This window comes from Burkholderia sp. 8Y, assembly GCF_902506145.1.
Taxonomy (GTDB): domain Bacteria; phylum Pseudomonadota; class Gammaproteobacteria; order Burkholderiales; family Burkholderiaceae; genus Caballeronia.
Genome location: NZ_LR733545.1, coordinates 1 through 1,271, shown reverse-complemented (window position 1 = coordinate 1,271; position 1,271 = coordinate 1). Strand labels below are relative to the sequence as shown.

1 protein-coding gene is annotated in these 1,271 nt (G+C 58.9%); it reads right to left on the bottom strand.

Annotation, left to right across the window (positions count from 1 at the left end; translation table 11 throughout):
* Positions 1-20: 20 nt before the first annotated feature.
* Positions 21-1,201, bottom strand: a protein-coding gene (locus tag GV035_RS27530) for an IS3 family transposase (protein ID WP_159836814.1) whose coding sequence is annotated in 2 segments (ribosomal slippage) — positions 21-949 and positions 949-1,201 — 1,182 coding nt in all. Because the reading frame shifts where the segments join, the coding sequence is not laid out codon by codon here.
* Between the last annotated feature and the right edge of the window lie 70 nt (positions 1,202-1,271).

Sequence of the window (1,271 nt, the reverse complement as noted above, 5' to 3'; positions counted from 1 at the left end):
CGCCTTCCAGAGGCCTCTGGTTATGCGGCCGCGTCCTTGGTCTGCTGAGCCTTCATCCAGTCTTGCAGGAACTGAACCGGTGATACGAAGTCGAGCGACGAATGACGACGACTGCGGTTATAAAACACTTCAATGTATTCGAACAGGTCCGCCATCGCTTCCTGATGGGTGCGGTATCGCGTAGCATGCACCCGTTCGTTCTTCAGGCTGTTGAAGAAGCTCTCCGTCGGGGCATTGTCCCAACAATTTCCCTTGCGGCTCATCGAGCAGCGCATGCCATATTGCGCCAGCTTGCGCTGGAAGTCGTCGCTGGCATATTGACTGCCCCTGTCCGAGTGATGCAGCGCGCCGGGCTCGGGCCGTCGTCGGAACCATGCCATCGTCAGCGCGTCGGTCACGATGTCAGCTGTCATGCGCGGCTTAATCGACCAACCGACGACCTCCCGGTTGAACAGGTCCAGCACGATTGCAAGATACAGCCATCCCTCATCGGTCCAGATGTACGTGATATCCGACGTAAAGACCTGATTCGGCGCTGTCGGCGTGAAGTTGCGTGCCAGCAGATTCTCAGCGACCGGCAGCTTGTGTTTCGAGTCCGTCGTAACGCGATAACGGCGCTTGTGACGGGCCCGGATGCCATTGTCGCGCATGAGTCGCTCTACCCGCTCCTTGCTAGCCGGAAAAACACGCGCGCGAATCTCTTCGGTCATCCGTGGCGAGCCATAAGCGCCCTTGACCTCGGCGTGGATAGACCGAATCAAGGCGAGCAGTTGGGCATCAGTGAGGCGCCTGCGCCCAGGCGTACCGCCGCGCTTCCATGCCCGATAGCCATTCAGACTGACCGACAGGACCCCGCACAGCGCCGACAGCGGATAGTGCCGACGATGCGAATCAATCCAGGCGTACTTCACAGGAGGTCCTTCGCGAAGAACGCCGCCGCTTTTTTTGCGATTTCAAGTTCCATCTGTAGACGCTTGTTCTCAGCCCGCAGGCGCGACAGCTCCATCTGCTCCGGCGTGACAACCTTTGTCCCCGAGCCATTGAGCTTGCCTGCCTCATCGGCCTTGACCCAGTTACGCAGCGACTGGTGTGAAATCCCCAGTTCGCGAGCGACGTCCCGCGCGCTTTGCCCGTCCTTCACTCGCTGTACCGCTAGCGTCCTGAACTCGGCGGTGTATGCCTGCTTTGGTATTTTGAACATCGATTCTTTCCTTCCTTCGGGTCGAGTTTACACACGACCTGCTGGAAGGCGAAATTTCGGGGGAAGCTCA